Here is a 16,918-nt window from a genome sequence, read left to right as displayed (position 1 = left end):
GGCCGCTGCCGTAGCGTCCGAACTGGACGACCGTACCGGTTGTTCGGCGTTATTCCTGAATCTCCGCGTAGTACCGGCTCGAAGCACAGCTCGACAAAGGGAAGGTGGCAGATGTCTCCGACTGCTCAGGAAGTGCTGGAAGATGTGGTCGAGCAGCGGAAAGTACCGCTGGCTCGAAAATTGGGGGCCGAGATGATCGGCACATTCGTCTTGGTCTTCGGCGGCGTCGGTACCGCTGTCTTCGCCGGGAGCCGGGTAGGGGCCCTGGGTATCGCGCTCGCGTTCGGCTTCAGTCTTTTGTTCCTGGTGTACGCGATCGGCCCCATCTCGGGAGCGCATGTCAATCCGGCGGTGACCATCGGTCAGTTGGCGATGGGCAGAATCAGCTGGCTGACCGCCGGCTGCTATTGGATCGCGCAACTGGTGGGCGGGTTCGTCGCCGGTGCGGTGATCTTTGCCATCGCCAAGGGCCTGCCGTCCTACAACCGCGCCTCCGACGGTCTGGCCGCCAACGGCTGGGGTGCGCACAGCCCGTCGAGCGTGCGGATGCGCGGACCGATGGCGACGATCACGCGCGAGGGGTACGGCCTGGCGGCTGCCATCACTGTCGAGGTGGTTCTCACCGCGCTGCTGGTCTTCGTGGTCCTGGCCTCGACCGACCGGATCTCGCACGTGCCGATGTCGGGACTCGGCATCGGTATCACCCTCGCGGTGATCCACTTGATCTCGATACCGATCGACAACACCTCCGTGAACCCCGCCCGCAGCCTCGCGGTCGCGCCCTATCAGGACGGCGCCCTCGCGCAGGTCTGGGTTTTCGTGGTGTTCCCGCTGGTCGGCGGTCTGCTGGGCGCGCTGATCTACAGCTCTCTGTTCGGTCGCACCCGGCATCTCACCGACTGATCCGCCGCCGGGGATTACCGGTGGCGTCCGGGCCGGAGTCCGCGGCGGCGGGAATTCAGCCCCAGTTGTACTCCGCGCACAGCCGGTGCGCGACGAGATCGAAGGTCTTGCGCGGGAGAATGGCCCCCTCGCGCCGGATGCCGGCCTCGGGCACATCGAGAACGCGATCCAGCCGGACCCAGCTGTCGCGTCCCTCGTAATCCCAAGGACCCGAACCGATTCCGACCCAGTTGTGCTCGGCGCTGCGCGCCGGATTCGACGACAGCATCAGACCCAGCAAGGTCTTGCGTTCGCGGCCCACGACCAGTACCGGGCGATCCTTGCCGTTGGCCGGATCCTCCTCGAACGGCACCCAGGTCCACACGATCTCGCCCGGATCGGCGCGCCCGTCGAGCTGCGGGCAGTAGACGATCTGGCGGGCACGTTCGCGGGTCGGCACCGGAGTCGAGGCCGCCGGCCGCACCGCGACGGTGTCCTTGCGGCGGCCGCCGAGGGCGCGATCCCACATCGAGGAGCGCTGCATCCGGTCGACGAGTTTCGGCGCCTGCTTCTTGACGATCCTGGGCCCCTGCTCCTTGGCAATGGTCCCCAACTGCTTGCCCAGAGAGCTCCATGTGCTGGCCATATCGGCAGAGCTTAACGGCGAACCGCGCTCGGCTCATCCCTGTCGGATTCGCTTGTGCCGGGCCGGGAATCGGGTGTGCCGCCGCTCACACCGGGGCCGTCGGCCTTCGGAACTGGGTCGTTGCCGCCGATGCCGGGCCGCCGGTGCGTGCACGACCACGCGGTATGCGCACGTAGACTGCCGCATGGCGACTTATCGACTTGTTCACGGGTAGGAGTGTCCCATCAGCACGTTTGCCGACACGACGTTCACCGATCCCTCGCGGATCCGGAACTTCTGCATCATCGCGCATATCGACCACGGCAAGTCCACGCTGGCCGACCGCATGCTGCAGTTGACCGGGGTGGTCGAGGAACGGCAGATGCGTGCGCAGTATCTGGACCGGATGGATATCGAGCGCGAGCGCGGTATCACCATCAAGGCCCAGAATGTGCGGCTGCCCTGGAATGTCGACGGCACGGACTACGTCCTGCATCTGATCGACACGCCTGGTCACGTCGACTTCACCTACGAGGTCTCGCGGGCGCTCGAGGCGTGTGAGGGCGCGATCCTGCTGGTCGACGCCGCCCAGGGCATCGAGGCGCAGACGCTGGCCAATCTGTATCTGGCACTGGACAAGGATCTCGAGGTCATCCCGGTGCTGAACAAGATCGACCTGCCGGCGGCCGATCCGGACCGCTATGCCGCCGAACTCGCCCATATCGTCGGCTGCGAGCCCGAGGACGTGCTGCGCGTATCCGGCAAGACCGGCGTCGGCGTGCCCGAACTGCTCAACAAGGTGATCGAGACGGTTCCGCCGCCGGTCGGCGAGGGCGATGCCCCGGCCCGCGCGCTGATCTTCGACTCGGTCTACGACACCTATCGCGGTGTCGTCACCTACGTGCGTGTGGTGGACGGCAAGCTCACCCCGCGTCAGAAGATCAAGATGATGTCCACCGGCGCCACCCACGAGTTGCTGGAGATCGGCATCGTCTCGCCCGAGCCCAAGCCCACCCAGGGCCTCGGCGTGGGGGAGGTGGGCTATCTCATCACCGGCGTGAAGGACGTCCGTCAATCGAAGGTCGGTGACACCGTCACCACCGCCCGCGACGGCGCCACCGAGGCGCTGACCGGCTATCGCGAGCCGCGTCCGATGGTCTACTCCGGCCTGTATCCGGTCGACGGTTCCGACTATCCGGATCTGCGGGACGCGCTGGACAAACTGCAGCTCAACGATGCCGCGCTCACCTACGTCCCGGAGACCTCGGTCGCGCTGGGCTTCGGTTTCCGCTGTGGTTTCCTCGGACTGCTGCACATGGAGATCACCCGGGAGCGTTTGCAGCGCGAATTCAACCTCGACCTGATCTCGACCGCGCCCAACGTGATCTATCGCGTGATCATGGAGGACGGCACCGAACAGGTCGTCACCAACCCGTCGTTCTGGCCCGAGGGCAAGGTGCGCCAGATCTTCGAACCGGTGACCAAGTGCACGATCATCGCGCCGAGCGAGTTCGTCGGCACCATCATGGAGCTGTGCCAGTCGCGCCGCGGTGAACTGCTCGGCATGGACTATCTGTCCGAGACCCGCGTCGAGATGCGGTACACGCTGCCGATGGCGGAGATCATCTTCGACTTCTTCGATTCGCTGAAGTCGCGCACGCGCGGTTACGCGTCGCTGGATTACGAGGAGGCGGGCGAGCAGGAGGCCGCGCTGGTCAAGGTGGACATCCTGCTGCAGGGCGAGGCTGTCGACGCGTTCTCGGCCATCGTGCACAAGGACGCGGCCCAGGCCTACGGCCACAAGATGACCACCAAACTGCGCGAGCTCATTCCGCGGCAGCAGTTCGAGGTGCCGATCCAGGCGGCGATCGGCTCGAAGGTCATCGCGCGCGAGAACATCCGCGCGATCCGCAAGGACGTGCTGGCCAAGTGCTACGGCGGTGACATCTCGCGCAAGCGCAAGCTGCTCGAGAAGCAGAAGGAGGGCAAGAAGCGGATGAAGACCATCGGCCGGGTCGATGTTCCGCAGGAGGCCTTCGTGGCCGCGCTCTCCACCGATTCGTCATCGGACAAGCCGAAGAGGTAGTCTCCGAGGTTCCGTGAGATTAGTTGGACCGTTGACCGAGTCGGCGGCCGGTTGATCTTGGGGCTTTCCGGAGACGGCCTCCGGTGGCAAGCTCGGAAGATGCCGCTGTGACCTGTCATCTGTCCACCTGAAAGAAACCTGAAGGATGTGACAGTCAAGTTTTCCGGAAATAAGGTGTAAAAAGACCCGGATTCGGTAACACCCCGTTCGGTTTCGCCAGCCGAACGCTGAGAGCGGAGTTTGTATGACGCGTGAGCTGCCCTTCGACGATGATGCGGACGCGGGCGATCATGCGAACGATGCCGCATATCGCGTGGCGACCGGTGTCGCGCGGGTGGCTCGGGCCGGTGCGTACGTCACCGGCGGTGCGCTGATCGCCTCCAACGGGTCGCCCGCGCCGGAGAACGAATCGCACAACAGCCACATCACCGGCTGGTCCACCGCCGATCCGCATCCCGATGTGCCGAGCCCGGTGGTGACCTACCCGGATCCGTCGCCGGACTCCGTCCCGCCGGATCTCGGGACCTCCACGCCGCGGCACGCCCCGGCGGCACCGGCACCGGGACTCGCACTGCCGGAACACCACGGCACGGATGCGTTTCCGGGTCTGCAGTTCCCGCAGGGCAGCCAGTCGCCGCTGACGTTCGGTGAGTTCCCCGGGACGACCGGCGGTGAATCTCCCGACTCCCATTTCCCGTTCCCCGAGTCGAACCACGGGTTCGGCGGCAACGGTGTCTTCGATTCACCGGATTTCGGTGGCGGACACGGGCTTTCGATGCCCGGATTGCACACCTCGAGTGCTCCGTTCGGCTTCGGCGCCGAGGATTCGGGTCCGGCGTCGAGTTCGGGCGGACTCGACCTGCCCGGTGCCGCCCGCGCGACCGACGAGCAGCGCGAGGACTCCGACCTGTCGGGTGCCGACCCGCACCCCACTACGCCGTTGCTCGGCCACGGCCTCGGGCTTCCCGGCACCAACGGTCTGCACCTGCCCGGTATGAACGGTCTCGGCGCGGGCGGTTTCGGCTCCGACAACGGACTTCAGGACGGACACGGCGCCTTCGACGGAGTCGGGGACGGTGGTCCGGGAATCTTCCTGGGCACCGAGATGAAGGTGGACGCCCACGTCGGCTTCGACGGCATCTGGGTCACGACCGAGACGAAGGTCGACTTCGCCGTGGGCGACGTCGGACATCAAATCGACGACTACGGCAACTGGCTGGGCAACAGCGCGCACCAATTCCCCGGGTTCACCACGCAACCCGACGCCACGGCTGCGGCAGGGCAGAGCGTCGGCCCGGCCGCCGATGTCACCCGCGCGGCGGGTACCTCCGCCGACGGCGTGACTGTTCCCGTACCCGGAGCGACCGCATCGGCCGCACAGTCGGGGGCCGCGCATCCCGCTTCCGCGGCACCCGGACCCGGCGCCGCGGCACCCGGACCCGGCGCCGCGGCACCCGGCTCGCCGGCGTTCGCGCCGCAATCCGGACCGATGGCGGCATCGGCCGCTCCCGGCCCGACGTCGTTCTCCACCGCTCAGGCGTCCGCGCCGGTGACGAATGTCGCGGCACCGCAACCTGTTTCGACCGCACCGGTCGTCGCGGCACCGGCTCCGGTCGCGCCCGCTCCGGCGCCGGCGTTCGTCCAACCGGTCTCGGCGACGCCGCTGCAGACCACGATTCAGCCCGAGGCCGCCACCCATCCGATCGCGAATGTGATCACCACGCATGCGGGACCGTCTCCGCTGACCGCCCCCGCGGTGGCCGTTCCGGCGCTCTTCGACGACCGGCCCCGCCATACCGATGCCGTACTGCCGGGCGGCGGTGCGAACGATCCCTCGGACGGCGCCGGGCGGACCACCACCCACACGCCGACCACCACGTCGCACGGCACCGATGCGACGAAGACGCCCGCCGTGCCGAGCACGTCGCATGTACCCGGGACCACGCCCGGCGGTGAGCACACCACCACCCGTCCGGGCACCTCGACCGGCAGGGATTCGGCCGATCACGATTCCATCGACCGGCCCACGCCGACCGTAACGGTGCCCCGCGACACCGATTCCGGTCATCCCACCCGCACCCCCGGTACCACGCCGTCCGATACCGGCAGCGATTCCGGGCCGTCGACCTCCGCCGGCGCGGACGCGTCGACGCCGGGACATACCGCGACGCATGCGCCGGGCACCTCCTCGGGCGCCGACACCTCCGCGTCCGGCAACGCCGACGGTTCGACCGCACCGACCCACGGTTCCCAGCTGCCGACCCATGATCCGGATTCGGTTCCGACGCAGCAGGTTCCGACACAGCAGTCGATGCCGCCGAGCCGCGACCAGACCATTCCGACACACGAACCGACCGTGCCGACCGCGCAGCACACCGCACCCGTGGAGCCGCCGACCGTGATCAAACCACCGACCACCATCGATCCCGCGCCGAATGCGCACATTCCGGTGAAACCGGTTGCGGCCGTGACGGATTCGTACGATACGTCGCTGTGGTCCGATCCCGGCCACGGCCTGGCGACCGTGTCCGCCGCCGGATTGTCCGGCGGTTTGCACGAGACCACCTTCGCCGAGACGCATCACCCGGTGGACCATCCCGTCGATTTCCACGTGCTTCCGCTGTGACGGCGGTGGAGTCGCCGGGTGCCAAACATCCCGACGAGATGGCGCCGCTGCTCGCGCAGCTCGACGAACTGCTCGACCTGACCCGTGCCGCGGGCCGGGCCGACCTGACCGCGCGACTGGGGATGTCGCGGGCCCGGGTGGCCGACCCGCGCGTGCGGCTGGTGGTCGTCGGCGAACCCAAGAACGGGATGAGCACGCTGGTCAACGGTCTGGTGGGTAGCGCGGTCAGCGCGACCGGGAGCCAGGTCAGCGTTCCGGTGATCGCCGAATACGGTCCGGAGGCGACCGCCACACTGGTGCGCTCGCTGCCCGGCGGCCGCACCGAACGCCAGCCCGTCGACCCGCTGAATCCCGGCCCGGCCCTGAGTGCGGCCGGCGTGATCCGGGCCGAGTTCACCGATCCGAGCCCGCTGCTGGCCGAGGGGTTCGTGGTGATGGACGCGCCCGGCGCCGCCGCCGACGCGCCGACCACCTGGTCGCTGATCGCCGCGGCCGACGCCGTGCTCTACGTCAGCGACGCGGCCGCGGAATACACGGCCGAGCAGATGGCGCTGCTGCAGCGGATCCGGCAGGTGTGCCCGACCGTGGTGTGCGTGCTCAACAAGATCGATCGCTACGGCCACTGGAGCCAGGTGCAGCAGCGCAACCGCGAGCTGCTCGACGCCGCCGGTCTGGGTTTCGCGGTCGCCCCGATCTCCGCCGACCTGCATCTGCGTGCCGGTAACGATCATCGCCGCGATATCGAATCCGGTGTGCCGCAACTGATCGACCATCTGCGCGGATACGTCCTCGCCCGCGCGGACGCGGTCGCCAGGGAGGCGGCGCTGCGTGATATCCGCACCATCACCGACCAGCTGGGGCTGGCGTTGCGCAGTGAGGCCGAAACCCTGCGTGATCCGCGGCGCTACACCGCGATCACCGATCAGTTGCGCACCGCGCGCGCCGAGGCCGCCGATCTGCGTCACCGCAGCGCCAACTGGCAGGTCACCCTCGCCGACGGCTGTTCGGAACTGATGGCCGATATCGAGCACGATCTGCGGCACCGGTTGCGCAGTCTGGTCCGTCACGCCGAATCGGAGATCACCAAGCGCGATCCGGCCCGCAGCTGGGACGAATTCGGCGCCGATCTGGACTCCCGGATCTGTGAGGCGGTCGAGGAGAATTTCGTCGTCGCCCACTATCGCGCGGTGGAACTGGCCGAGCAGGTGACCGCGAAATTCCCCGCCGACTCGCGCGATGTGCCGCTGCCCGATCTGCGGCTCGAGGATCCGGGCGACGTGCTCGAACCCGTGGCCTCGCTGGAGCCGCTCGACACCGCCAAGGTGAGTTTCACCTCGTCACTGCTGAACGTTATGCGCGGTTCCTATGGTGGCCTGCTCATGGTCGGTCTGCTCACCAGCTTGCTGAAAATGCCGCTGGTGAACTGGTATTCGGGTGTGGCCGCCGCCCTGCTGGGTATCAACGCGCTGTGGGAGGACCGCAAGCTGCGCCGGGATCGGCGTCAGTCCGAGGCCAAGGTGGCGGTCGCCCGCCTGATGGACGATGTGATCTTCCAGGTCGGCAAGGAATCGCGGCACCGGCTGCGCGCCATGCAACGCATGTTGCGCGACCACTTCACCGACCTGGCGGACCAGACGCTGCGGTCGGTGGACGAATCGCTGCGCGCGGCCGAGGAGGCGGCGGCGATCAATTCGCCGGAGAGCCGCGAACGGCGCCTCACCGAAATCGAGCGGTCGATGGTGCGGTTGCGGGAGATCCGCGAAAACGCCGACGTGCCCTGATGTTTCCGGGTGGTCCGGAGCCGTCCGGACCACCCGAACTCGTCAGCCCGCCGGATGGGCCGGGCGGAATTTTCCCGCACCGGTGGCCTGCTCCGCGCGGATCACGTGCATGACCGCGTTGATCAATGCCAGGTGGGTGAACGCCTGCGGGAAATTGCCCAGATGCCGTCCGGTATAGGGGTCGATCTCCTCGGCGTAGAGCTTGAGCGGGCTGGCGTAGCCGAGCAGCCGTTCCAGCAGATGCCGCGCCCGGCGCACCTCGCCGATCTCCACGAGCGCCGACACCAGCCAGAACGAGCAGATGGTGAAGGTGCCCTCCGCGCCGGACAATCCGTCGTCGGTGGTGTCGGTGCGGTAGCGCAACACCAGACCGTGCTGGGTCAGATCGGAGGCGATCGCCAGGACCGTGGCGCGCACCCGCGGATCGGTGGGCGGCAGGAAGCGCAGGAGGACGACCAGCAACAGCGAGGCGTCGAGGGTGTCGCCGCCGTAGGTTTGGGTGAAGATGCCTTTGTCGTTCACACCATGGGTGAGGACATCGGCCTTGATCTCTTCGGCGAGTGCGGCCCACTTTTCGGCGTAGTCGTCCTCGCCGTGCAATTCGGCGAGTTTCGCGCCGCGATCCAGCGCGACCCAGCACATCACCTTCGAGGACGTGAAGTGCTGCGGTTCGCCGCGCACCTCCCAGATGCCGCGGTCGGGTTTGCGCCAGTTCTCGATGGCCGCCTCGACCTGACGCTTCAGCATCGGCCACAACGTCTCGGGCACCTGCTGCCGCGATTTCACGTGCAGGTACACCGAATCCAGGATGGTTCCCCAGATGTCGTGCTGCTGTTGCTGAAACGCGCCGTTGCCGATGCGAACCGGTTTGGCGCCGTCGTAACCGTGCAGATGCGGGATTTCGGACTCGTCGAGATCGCGTTCCCCGCCGATGCCGTACATCACCTGAAGCGGTTGCGCCGCACCGTCTTTCGCGGTCGCGACATCGTGCAGGAAGGCGAAGAAGTCGTCGGCCTCCCGGTTGAGCCCCAGCGTATAGAGGCCCCACAGCGCGAAGGTGGAGTCGCGTACCCAGCTGTAGCGGTAGTCCCAGTTGCGTTCGCCGCCCGGCGTTTCCGGCAGGGAGGTGGTGGCGGCGGCCATCAGGGCGCCGGTCGGAGAGTAGATCAGGCCCTTGAGTGTGAGCGCACTGCGCTGCAGATAGCCGCGCCACGGATGATCCGGGAACTTGCCGAGAGTGATCCACTGCCGCCAGCATTCGGTGGTCTGCCACATCTTCTGCGCGGCCTCGGCGAAGGTGCTGGGGGCCGGCAGCGCCGACCAGGACAGCGCCACGAACAACTGATCGCCCTCGCGCATGCGGGTGCGGGCGCGCGCCTCGCGCCCCTCCAGGCCCAGCCGCATATCCGTGGTGAGAACCAGTTCCCCGCAAGGCAATTCGTCGTGGGCGCAGGTGGCGGTGGCGGTGGCGCGCTCGTAGACCTCACCGGTGTATTCCCAGTTCGCGGGCGCCCGGTGATAGTCGAAGGCCGGTTCGCAGCTCATCTGCAGTTCGACCACGCCGCTGACACATTTCACGGTGCGCAGCAGGATGTGCTCGGCGTCCCAGTCCTCCGGGGTGCGGCGGTAGCTGCGGCTGCGCTTGTCGTTGTTGTGCCAAGGCCCCAGGACCAGCGCGTCGCGCACGATGATCCAGCCGGTGTCGGTCTGCCAGGTCGTCTCCACGATCATGCCGCCGGGCAGGTAGCGCCGCGCCGTCGGCACGTTCACGCCGTAGGGACCCAGCCGGAAATGCCCGGCGCTGCGATCGAGCATGGCGCCGAACACGCTGGGCGAATCCGGGCGCGGCAGGCACATCCACTCGACCGCGCCGTTGCGTGCGATGAGGCAGCAGGTTTCGCAATCGGAGAGGAAGGCGTAGTCGTCGATCGGCGGATACGACGACTTGTGCACGACGCCCGCCGAGATGGGCAGGTAGTTCGCCCCTATCTCCGCATCGGAGATATCGCCCAGGGCGTCGCGCGGCGGAGACATGTCGTCGAGCGTCTCGATGAGGGGTTGTTCGGTGATCGGTTCGTCGTAGGACGCCATACAGCCATCATGGTGGATTCCGGCCGCGTTCGCCGGGACTGTCGGCGCTCGATATCGGCCGGTCGGCATGCCCCGCGGCCGGCGCACCCGTGACCTACTAGGCTGGTGGACGTGCATCATGTCGCGGGCTGGTGGGACGGCTTCGAGTTGTGGGTGGCCGGATTGCCGTTCCTCCCGCAGTTCGTCGTGGTTCTGGTCGGGGCGGTGCCGGTCAGTTTCCTGATCGCCTACCTGCTCGATCGTGGACTGCGGATCGTGCTGCGACTGCTCGGCCGGGACCGGTCGGCCGCCGCCGAGACCGACCTCGCGACCGCCGGCGCCGCATCCGAGATCGAGTCCGATGCGGCGACCCTCGCGCCGCCCGAGCCGGTGCTGGCCGGCGCCTCGATGCACACTCCCGGTCCGATGCCGAAGGAAGCGATCTGATGCCACGCTCACGGGTCCAGCTGGCGCTGATCGCGCTGCTCGTGCTGATCGTCGTCGCCTGGTTGCTGACGCGATAATCCCCCGCTGTCGGAGGTTGCAGGTACTGTGCAGCCCATGCCAACCGATGAGGAATTCGTCGACCTCGAGCAGCTCCTGGAGATCGAGGACGGCCCCCGACTGATCGCGACCCACTACACCACCGCCGACGAGGCGATCGAGATGGTGCGCGCCGCGCAACTGCTCGGTCTGGGCGTGCGGCTGCAGAACCGGCTCCGCGCCGACGAGCCCGACGAGGACGGTGAGGAGATCGCCGTCGAGGAGTGGGTGCTCGACCTCTACGAGAGCCCGCCCGAGTCCGCCGACGAGGAATAGGCCGGCCCGATCGGCTCGTGCCGGACGTGCCCACACCGGGGTTCGCGTGACTGTGGTCTTCACCACCGTCGGCGCGGGCCCCGGGTCTCGTTTCCGGGGCCGTCGGGTGGCCGCCGGGAATCCGAAACATGAATACTTCCCGCCGGTCATCGGCGGGTTTCGCGGACTCGCCGGGCCGGGCGGATTTCCTCTTCGACCGATTCGCGCGGTTCCGGGCGCTCTGTTAGAGTCTGCCCGTGTCATCGAGCGTTGTTCCGCAGGTCCGCCATGAATTGGCGTTGATCGCGGTCGGCTGTCTCGTCGTCGCGGACATTCACTGTCGTCGATAGCTGATCGGACACGCTGCGCCTTCTCCATCGGACCGGCGCACATATCTTCCGCAGCGTCTCCATCCCCCGCGGCTCTGCCGCACGCGCCACTGTCCGGTATCCACCGGGGCAGGTCTACCGCTCAATCACAGTTACATCCGCCCCGGCAGTAGTGTGCCGGTGGCGGGCGGCAGGAAAGGTCGCTTCCATGTCTCGCAGATCGTCCAGCAGATCCTGGTTCTCGGTGCGCCGAGGGCGCATCGCCGTAGCGCTCACCGCGCTGGCGGCCGTGGGACTGACCGCCGCCTGCAGTGGTGGTTCGAGCGACACCGCGGGTGGCAACGCCAGCAGCGGTGGCGGGCAGCTGACGCTGTTCGCCTACTCGGTCGCCAAGCCGGGCTACGACAAGGTGATCGGGGAATTCAACAAGACCGAGGCAGGCAAGGGCGCGCAGATCCAGCAGTCCTACGGCGCCTCCGGTGACCAGTCCCGCAAGGTGAAGGACGGGGCGCAGGCCGACGTCGTCAGCTTCTCGGTCGAGCCCGACATCACCCGGCTGGTGGACGCCGGACTGGTCGACTCGAACTGGAATGCCGACGCCAACAAGGGCGTGCCGTTCGGTTCGGTCGTCGTGATCGCCGTCCGCAAGGGCAATCCCAAGGGCATCCACGACTGGAACGACCTGCTCAAGCCCGGCGTCGAGGTGGTGACCCCGAACCCGTTCAGCTCCGGCTCGGCCAAGTGGAACCTGCTGGCGCCCTATGCCGCGGAGAGCGACGGCGGTAAGAATCCGCAGGCGGGCCTGGACTACCTGGGCAAGCTGATCTCCAAGGACCACATCAAGGTGCAGCCGAAGTCCGGCCGGGAGGCGACCGAGACCTTCCTGCAGGGCACCGGTGACGTGCTGCTCAGCTACGAGAACGAGGCGATCTTCTCCGAGCGCAGCGGAGATCCGATCGAACACGTCATCCCGCCGACCACCTTCAAGATCGAGAATCCGGTGGCCGTGACGAAGAACGCCAAGAACCCGACCACGGCCGTGGCGTTCAAGGACTTCCTGTACTCGCAGGCCGGTCAGAAGGCATGGGCGGAGGCCGGTTTCCGTCCCGTCGATCCCAAGGTCGCCGCGCAGTACAGCAAGGATTTCCCGGCGCCGCAGAAGCTGTGGACGGTCGCCGATCTGGGCGGGTGGAAGCAGGTCGACAAGGATCTGTTCACCCCCAACACCGGCAGCGTCGCGGTGCTCTACGACAAAGCCACCAAGTAAACCGGTGGCCCGGAGCGCACGGAATACTGGATAACTGTGACTGACAGCAGTACGAAGGCCGAGATCGGCAGTAGTACCGACGCCGGGACCCCTGGTCCCGGCGTTTCCGGGCAGCAGCAGAAGCGGTCCGCCGGTCCGGCCTGGCGGTCGCGGCTCACCGGATCGGCCGGCTCGCTCGGCCTCGCGATCACGGTGCTGTGGCTGAGCCTCATCGTCTTGTTGCCGCTGGCCGCCCTGACGGTCCATTCCTTCGACGACGGGTGGTCCGGATTCTGGGACGCGGTCACCGCGCCCGCGGCACTGGACGCGCTGCGGGTGACCGTCCTCGTGTCGGTGGTCGTCGCCGTGATCAACGTCGTCATGGGCACGGTGGTGGCGTGGGTGCTGGTGCGCGACGATTTCCCGGGTAAGAGCTTCGTCAACGCCCTGATCGATCTGCCGTTCGCGCTGCCGACGATCGTGGCGAGCATCGTGCTGCTGTCGCTGTACGGGCCGCAGAGCCCGGTCGGTATCCACCTGAACGCCACCCAGCCGGGATTGGTGGTGGCGCTGGCGTTCGTGACCTTGCCGTTCGTCGTGCGCTCGGTGCAGCCGGTGCTGATCGAAGCGGACAAGGAAGTGGAGCAGGCCGCGGCCTCGCTGGGCGCGAACAACCTGACCATCTTCCGGCGAGTGGTGTTGCCGTCGCTCGCGCCGGCCATCATCTCCGGCGGTGGCCTCGCCTTCGCGCGCGCCATCGGCGAATACGGGTCGGTGGTGCTGATCGGTGGCAATATCCCGCGCCGTACTCAGGTGGCGTCGCAGTACATCCAGCAGCAGATCGAGGTGGACCGTCCGGTGAACGCGGCGGCCGTTTCGGTAGCGCTGCTGGCGATTTCCTTCGCCACCCTGCTGATCCTGCGCGTCTTCTCCGAACGCACCGCCCGCAAGGAACAGGCCAGCCGATGAAACTGTCCGCCCCGTCCCGGATTTCGCTGCGCGTGATCGCGCTCGCGTATCTGATCGTGTTGCTGGTGGCTCCGCTGGTGATCATTCTCTGGCGCAGCTTCGAGCACGGCATCGGCGCCTTCCTCGATTCCATCACCACACCCGCCGCGATCTCGGCGTTCAATCTCTCGCTGTTGATCGTCGCGATCGTGGTGCCGCTCAATGTGGTCTTCGGAGTCATCACCGCCATCGCGCTGGTGCGCGGAAACTTCCGGGGGCGCACGCTGATTCAGGGTGTGGTCGATCTGCCGTTCGCGGTGTCGCCGGTGGTGGTCGGCGTATCGCTGATCATGCTGTGGGGTGTCGGCGGCTGGTTCGGCGGTCTCGACAGCTTCGGGTTCCGGGTGATCTTCGGCCTGCCGGGCATGGTGATCGCCACCCTCTTCGTCACGCTGCCCTTCGTGGTCAGCGAGGTCGTCCCGGTCCTGCACGAGATCGGCGACGATCAGGAACAGGCGGCGGCGACCCTGGGCGCCAACCGCTGGCAGACCTTCTGGCGCATCACCCTGCCGGCCATCCGGTGGGGCCTGACCTACGGCATCGTGCTCACCGTCGCTCGCGCCCTCGGCGAATTCGGCGCGGTGATCATGGTGTCGTCCGGACTGCCCGGCATTTCCCAGACCCTGACGCTGCTGGTGCACGGTCGCTACATCAACGACCACAACACCTTCGGCGCCTACTGCGCGGCGACCCTGCTCATGGCCATGGCGCTCGTCACGCTCATCCTGATGACTCTTCTCGAACGCAAGCGGGGCACTGCCAAATGATTACCGTCACCGACGCGAACAAGCGTTACGGTTCGTTCGCCGCCCTCGACAACGTCAGCCTGGACATTCCCTCCGGTGAACTGACCGCACTGCTGGGGCCCTCCGGTTCCGGGAAGTCGACGCTGCTGCGCTCGATCGCCGGCCTGGAATCGCTGGATTCGGGCATCGTGACCATCGCCGACCGCGACGTCACCCGGGTCTCTCCGCAGAAGCGCGATATCGGCTTCGTGTTCCAGCACTACGCGGCGTTCAAACATATGACCGTGCGCGACAACGTGGCGTTCGGGCTGAAGATCCGCAAGCGGCCGAAGAACGAAATCCGCAAGCGCGTCGACGAACTGCTCGGCATCGTGGGCTTGGACGGCTTCCAGCATCGCTATCCGGCGCAGCTGTCGGGTGGTCAGCGGCAGCGGATGGCGCTGGCCCGGGCACTGGCCGTGGACCCGCAGGTGCTGCTGCTCGATGAACCGTTCGGCGCCCTCGACGCCAAGGTGCGCCATGATCTGCGCACGTGGCTGCGCCGCCTGCACGAGGAAGTGCACGTGACCACGGTGCTGGTCACCCACGATCAGGAGGAGGCGCTCGACGTCGCCGACCGGATCGCGGTGATGAACGCCGGTCGCATCGAACAGGTCGGAACGCCCGAGGACGTATACGACCGTCCCGCCAACGAATTCGTCATGTCCTTCCTCGGCGCGGTGGCCAAGCTGAACGGACATCTCGTGCGCCCGCACGATATTCGCATCGGCCGCGATCCCGGTATGGCGTTGGCCGAACACGAGGGCACCGCGGAATCGGCGGGGGTCACCCGCGCGACGGTCGAGCGGGTCGTCCGCCTGGGTTTCGAGGTTCGCCTCGAACTGCGCAACGCGGCCACCGGCGATCTGTTCACCGCGCAGGTCACGCGCGGTGATGCGGAGGCGTTGCGGCTGGCCGAGGGAGAGACCGTCTTCGCCCGCGCCACCCGCATCCCGGAACTGCCGGCGGCCTGATCTCGCCCGCCGGCGCTGCCGGCTCGCTGTCGAGCGGACCCGTCTTCGGGTCGGCTGAAGCGCCTTCGTATTCGTGGGGCACTGGGGGAGCGGGTGTTTCGTCGAACGGCCACTCGCCGTCGAGCGGAGCCGCCCTCCCCGGTTCGCCGATGCGCATCCGCGTCCGTGCGGCGCTGCGGGAGTGAGCGTTTCGCCGGATGCGCCCACGGTTGCCGGACCGCCGGTATACGGTGTCCGAGGGTATTCGGACGTTTGCTGGCAAATCCGTACCGGTCGGTCGGTGTCGCGAAATGTCCACTGCGCGTATGAATTGCCTGATTTGTTACCGCAGGTGAACAGGTATATCTGCGGGATCGAGGGGTTCACCGCGAAGTGCGGCGGTTGAGCGGACAACTGATTGTCCGGTGCTTGGCAAGTTCTCAGCACAGTGATTGCCTGATGCCTGCTCGGGACATGTCAGCGAACGTACGCTCGTCGATCGAGGGGAATTGTGATGACGGTTGGGCTCGGAGTGAGTATCGGCACGGTCAACACGGTGTGCGCCATCGATACTGCTGAGAGCGGCAAGAACGCACGCGGTCGCAAGCGCGGCGGATCCGGTGGGCGCATACGGGCCTCCGGCCCGAGATCCGCGCTGCCACAGCAGCGCACGGCGCCGGGAACCTGGCGCACGACACTCACTTTCGACAGCAGCGGCGCCGCACGAGTCGGCCGGATCCCGCGCCACGGCCGTGCCGTGACCGATTTCGCCGATCTGACCGAGCGTGGACGCACCGCGCGGGTGCGTCATCGTTCGCTGTCCGCCGCCGATCTGGTGGCGACCGTGGCGCGCACCGTGGTCGCGGACGTATCCGCCCACGTGGTGGCCACCGCCGACGCTCGCAGTCCGGAAACCGCTGTCGCGGTGACACATCCGGTGAGTTACGACGAGGACCGGGTGCTGGAACTGCGTGAGGCCCTCGACGCGATCGGGTTGTCCCATGCCGCCCTGGTCGCCGAACCGGTGGCGGCCGCGGCCTGGCTGTCGGTGGCGCACGGGCCCCTGATGCCGGGCTTGGCGCTGGTCTACGACCTCGGCGGATCCGGGCTGACCGTGACCCTGGTGCGCATCGGCGCCGGCACTCCGGCCCGGCCGGTGATCGGGGAACCGTTGCGCTCCACCGCCTTCGGTGGCCGCGCCTTCGGCGCGAAGATGGCAGCCCAGGACGACTGGCGCGTCGGCGAATCGTCGGCGGCCGACTCCGCGATCACGGCACTGCGTACCGCGCACGTCCGCGAGTCGCTCGATGTGGTGTACGAATGCCTCGGACGAGCCCGCGTCACGATGGCCGATGTCGACTGTGTACTGGTCGTCGGCGGCGCCGCCCGTCCGCCCGAAGTCGCCGCGGTCCTGGCCTCGGCGCTGGCGCGGCCGGTGATCGTCGCCCCGGATCCGGAGCGCACGATCGCCGAGGGCGCGGCCATTTTCGCGCGCCGCGCCGCCGAATCGGTCCGGGAGAGCGAGGACGCCGAGGCACCCGAACGGCCCGAGCCGCCGCGCATGCTGCGCCGCCGCCTGACCCGGGTCGCGGTCACCGTCGCGGTCGCGGCCGGTGGCGCGCTGTTCGCGGCGACGGCGGTGGTGGGAGACGAAGCGGGAGCGCAATCCATGGGCGCCGGAATCGTGCACGTGCAGCGCTGACGGCGTGCCGCGCGGGCGGAACCCGAC

At 67.6% G+C, this 16,918-nt stretch carries 14 protein-coding genes; 12 read left to right on the top strand and 2 right to left on the bottom strand.

Going from position 1 to position 16,918, the window contains the following annotated elements; translation table 11 throughout:
• Positions 1–111 precede the first annotated feature (111 nt).
• Entirely contained in the window at positions 112–903 is a 792-nt protein-coding gene (locus tag AC5592_RS27015; protein ID WP_063065861.1) for an aquaporin, read from the top strand.
• 55 nt (positions 904–958) lie between these two features.
• Here AC5592_RS27015 and AC5592_RS27010 read toward each other — a convergent pair whose 3' ends face one another.
• Positions 959–1,528, bottom strand: coding sequence for a type II toxin-antitoxin system PemK/MazF family toxin (locus tag AC5592_RS27010; protein ID WP_063065860.1), 570 nt, complete (start codon positions 1,526–1,528; stop codon positions 959–961).
• Positions 1,529–1,751: 223 nt separating this feature from the next.
• Here AC5592_RS27010 and lepA point away from each other — a divergent pair, with 223 nt between their 5' ends.
• From lepA to AC5592_RS26995, 3 genes are all read left to right on the top strand, one after another.
• A complete protein-coding gene (gene lepA, locus AC5592_RS27005; protein ID WP_083870661.1) occupies positions 1,752–3,593 on the top strand; it encodes a translation elongation factor 4 in 1,842 nt (613 codons plus the stop codon).
• 244 nt (positions 3,594–3,837) lie between these two features.
• Positions 3,838–6,219, top strand: a complete 2,382-nt coding sequence (locus AC5592_RS27000) for a hypothetical protein (RefSeq protein WP_063065859.1) — start codon at positions 3,838–3,840, stop codon at positions 6,217–6,219.
• Positions 6,216–8,000, top strand: a complete 1,785-nt coding sequence (locus tag AC5592_RS26995; protein WP_232329574.1) for a P-loop NTPase family protein — start codon at positions 6,216–6,218, stop codon at positions 7,998–8,000. Before AC5592_RS27000 ends, AC5592_RS26995 begins: the two co-directional genes overlap by 4 nt.
• 42 nt (positions 8,001–8,042) lie before the next feature.
• Here AC5592_RS26995 and AC5592_RS26990 read toward each other — a convergent pair whose 3' ends face one another.
• The gene (locus AC5592_RS26990) at positions 8,043–10,091 is read right to left on the bottom strand and encodes a glycoside hydrolase family 15 protein (RefSeq protein WP_036499647.1); all 2,049 of its coding nucleotides are present in this window, start codon (positions 10,089–10,091) and stop codon (positions 8,043–8,045) included.
• A gap of 111 nt (positions 10,092–10,202) precedes the next feature.
• Between AC5592_RS26990 and AC5592_RS26985 the strand changes: the two genes are divergently transcribed.
• The 8 genes from AC5592_RS26985 (at position 10,203) to AC5592_RS26950 (ending at position 16,891) form a co-directional block, all read left to right on the top strand.
• Positions 10,203–10,517, top strand: a complete 315-nt coding sequence (locus AC5592_RS26985; protein WP_157122250.1) for a hypothetical protein — start codon at positions 10,203–10,205, stop codon at positions 10,515–10,517.
• 114 nt (positions 10,518–10,631) lie between these two features.
• Positions 10,632–10,889 carry a hypothetical protein gene (locus AC5592_RS26980; protein WP_051024444.1) on the top strand — a complete coding sequence of 86 codons (258 nt, stop codon included), beginning with the start codon at positions 10,632–10,634 and terminating at the stop codon, positions 10,887–10,889.
• 236 nt (positions 10,890–11,125) lie between these two features.
• On the top strand, positions 11,126–11,218 hold the full coding sequence (locus AC5592_RS26975; protein ID WP_310400397.1) for an Ms4533A family Cys-rich leader peptide: 93 nt from the start codon (positions 11,126–11,128) through the stop codon (positions 11,216–11,218).
• Positions 11,219–11,405: 187 nt separating this feature from the next.
• On the top strand, positions 11,406–12,464 hold the full coding sequence (locus AC5592_RS26970) for a sulfate ABC transporter substrate-binding protein (RefSeq protein ID WP_051024445.1): 1,059 nt from the start codon (positions 11,406–11,408) through the stop codon (positions 12,462–12,464).
• A 36-nt stretch (positions 12,465–12,500) separates the two neighbouring features.
• Positions 12,501–13,412: a sulfate ABC transporter permease subunit CysT gene (gene cysT, locus AC5592_RS26965; RefSeq protein ID WP_255420462.1), complete on the top strand. Its 912-nt coding sequence runs from the start codon at positions 12,501–12,503 to the stop codon at positions 13,410–13,412.
• Positions 13,409–14,218 (top strand): sulfate ABC transporter permease subunit CysW, encoded by an 810-nt coding sequence (cysW, locus tag AC5592_RS26960; RefSeq protein WP_036499655.1) that lies wholly within the window; start codon positions 13,409–13,411, stop codon positions 14,216–14,218. Before cysT ends, cysW begins: the two co-directional genes overlap by 4 nt.
• A complete protein-coding gene (locus AC5592_RS26955) occupies positions 14,215–15,210 on the top strand; it encodes a sulfate/molybdate ABC transporter ATP-binding protein (protein ID WP_030512833.1) in 996 nt (331 codons plus the stop codon). Before cysW ends, AC5592_RS26955 begins: the two co-directional genes overlap by 4 nt.
• A 493-nt stretch (positions 15,211–15,703) precedes the next feature.
• Positions 15,704–16,891, top strand: a complete 1,188-nt coding sequence (locus AC5592_RS26950; protein ID WP_198163949.1) for an Hsp70 family protein — start codon at positions 15,704–15,706, stop codon at positions 16,889–16,891.
• Positions 16,892–16,918: the final 27 nt, after the last annotated feature.

The sequence above is a fragment of the Nocardia violaceofusca NBRC 14427 genome (genome assembly GCF_963869435.1).
GTDB classification, from domain to species: domain Bacteria; phylum Actinomycetota; class Actinomycetes; order Mycobacteriales; family Mycobacteriaceae; genus Nocardia; species Nocardia aobensis.
The sequence above is the reverse complement of the archived record's forward strand: the minus strand, read 5'-3'. Positions and strand labels throughout refer to the sequence as shown.